The sequence below is a fragment of the Bradyrhizobium sp. genome (genome assembly GCF_049798375.1).
In the GTDB taxonomy this organism is placed as follows: Bacteria; Pseudomonadota; Alphaproteobacteria; order Rhizobiales; family Xanthobacteraceae; genus Bradyrhizobium.
The window spans coordinates 1-2,537 of the sequence record NZ_JBARGP010000542.1; the positions used below are offsets into that span (position 1 = coordinate 1).

General features: G+C 67.8%; 2 protein-coding genes. Both read left to right on the forward strand.

Going from position 1 to position 2,537, the window contains the following annotated elements; genetic code table 11:
- A partial coding sequence (locus tag WA702_RS21815) for an NAD(P)/FAD-dependent oxidoreductase (protein WP_425112624.1) occupies positions 1-1,339 on the forward strand: 1,339 nt, incomplete at its 5' end.
- On the forward strand, positions 1,323-2,450 hold the full coding sequence (locus WA702_RS21820) for an NAD(P)/FAD-dependent oxidoreductase (RefSeq protein ID WP_425112625.1): 1,128 nt from the start codon (positions 1,323-1,325) through the stop codon (positions 2,448-2,450). The genes WA702_RS21815 and WA702_RS21820, both read left to right, overlap by 17 nt.
- The last annotated feature ends 87 nt before the right edge of the window (positions 2,451-2,537 follow it).

Below are 2,537 nucleotides of genomic sequence, written 5' to 3' on the forward strand. Positions count from 1 at the left end.
GGCGCTTGTTCGGGCGGGCTTGCGGCCAACATTGGTCGATGAAGCGCCGCGCTGCGGTGGCCAGATCTATCGCCAGCCGCTGGTCGAGGACGGGCGCGCCGCACGCGTGCGTTATGGCTCGGAGGCCGACAAGGCCGAGCGGCTGCATCGCGGCTTTGCGGCACTTGACGGTCGTATCGATTATCGGCCGCAGGCGTTGCTATGGAATCTGCGCGACGGCGTGGCCGATATCACGCGCGACGGCGTCAATCATCGAATTGCCCATGACGGCCTGATCCTCGCGACCGGTGCCACCGATCGCGTGCTGCCGCTACCGGGCTGGACCCTGCCGGGCGTGTTCACGCTGGGCGGCGCGCAGATCGCGCTGAAGGCGCAAGGTTGCGCGATCGGGACCCGCGTGGTGTTCGCGGGCTCCGGTCCGCTGCTCTATCTCGTCGCCTGGCAATATCTCAAGGCCGGCGTGCGGGTCGCCGCCGTGCTGGATGCCGCGCCGCTGTCGGCGAAATCCAATTTGTGGCGCGGACTGCGGCTCGCGCCGGCAATCGTGCTGCGCGGCCTGCGCATGGCGACCGAGCTGAAGCTCTCCGGCACCGGGCTGCATTTCGGCGTGACCGCCATGCGAATGGAAGGCGAGGCGCGCGTTGAGCGCGTTGCCTTTCGCGCCGGCGGCCGCGCGCATAACATTGCCTGTGATGGCATCGGCTACGGGCTGAACCTGCGCTCGGAAACGCAGCTCGCTGATCTCGCCGGCTGCGCATTCCACTATGACGCGCGCGATCGCGCGCATCTCCCGATACGTGAGATCAGCGGCCGCAGCAGTGTCGCCGGCGTCTATCTCGCCGGCGACGGCGCACGCATTGCCGGTGCCGACGCGGCGGAAGCGGCCGGCGAGCGTGCGGCCTTGGCGCTGCTGGAGGATCGCGGCCTGCCGTTCGATTGTGTGCGCGCCGCTGCACTGGAGCGAACGCTGCTGCGGATCGATGGCGTCCGCGACGTGCTGGAAGCGGCGTTTCCTTATCCCGCGCATTGGGCCGGCGACATTGCCGACGAGACGCTACTTTGCCGTTGTGAGGAGATCAGCACCGGCGAGGCGCGGCAGGCCATCAAGGATTTTGCGCTGATCGACATCAATCGCCTGAAGGCGGTGAGCCGGATCGGCATGGGCCGCTGCCAGGGCCGTGTCTGCGCTGCAGCGGCGGCCGAATTGCTGGCCCGCGAAACCGGCCGCGATGGTGCATCGATCGGGCGCTTGCGCGCGCAGGCTCCGATCAAGCCGATCCCATTGGCGTTGATGACATCAGACCAGCCGAACGAAGAGCAGCATGACCAGGCGCATTGACGCCGATGTCGCCGTGATCGGCGGCGGCCTCGTCGGCAGCTCCGCCGCGTTGCGGCTGCGCACCATGGGCTTTTCGGTGGTGCTGCTCGACAAGGGCTTTTGTGGCGCGCAGGCCAGCGGTGTCAATTATGGCGGGGTGCGCCGGCAGGGCCGGCCGCCAGAGCAGTTGCCGCTGTCGCAGCGGTCGCACGCGATCTGGCCGCATTTGAAAGCGCTGATCGGCATCGACGGCGAATTCCTGCGCTCCGGGCATCTGAAGCTGGCGCGCACCGGGCCCGACATGTCAACCCTTGAGGCCTATGCGACCCACTTCGCCTGCTTCGGGCTCGATCTCGAGCTGATCGGCCACAATCAGTTGCGCGAGCGCTTCGGCATCACGGGCAATGTGGTCGGCGGCTCGTTCTGTCCAGGTGACGGTCATGCCAATCCACGGCTGGTCGCATCGGGCTTTGCCGCCGCGGCGCGGTGTGCCGGCGTCAAGGTGCTGGAGAACACGCCAGTGACCGGCGCCGTCAGAAACGGGGACGGCTTTACGCTCGAAGCCGGCGAGGTCATGTTGAAGGCGCCCGTCGTCATCAACAGCGCGGGCGCCTGGGCCGACGCTTTTGCGCGCGACTTCGGCGAGCCCGTGCCGCTCCAGCGCACCTATCCGTCAATGGTGGTGACCGAGCCGCTCGATCCGTTCCTCGGCGTCAACATCGGCATGGAAGGCGGCGGCATCTATGCGCGGCAGGTGGCGCGCGGCAATGTCATCGTCGGCGGCGAACGCGCCCAGCCGCTGACCGATCCGGACTATTCGCGTCCGCGCAGCGACGGCGTGCTCGCCATCATGCGGCGTGCGAGCGACTTGTTCAGCGGCCTGCGTCACGCCCACGCGATCCGGTTCTGGAGCGGAACGGAAGCGACCATGCCGGACAACAATCCGGTGATCGGTCCGAGCAGCACGACATCAGGCCTGATCCACGCGTTCGGCTTCAGCGGCGCGGGCTTCCAGATCGCGCCGGGAGTCGGCGACGTGTTGGCCGAGTTGGTGCGTGACGGCAAGACCTCGACGCCAATCGAAGCTTTTTCGATTCGACGCTTCAAGAATGTCGCGGCCACGCCGGTGTGACCCTCTCCCCTTGCGGGAGAGGGTGGGCGTCGGCGCGGCACGCGGCGGCGACCGGGTGAGGGGTCTCTCTCGGCAGCCGAGCTCTCG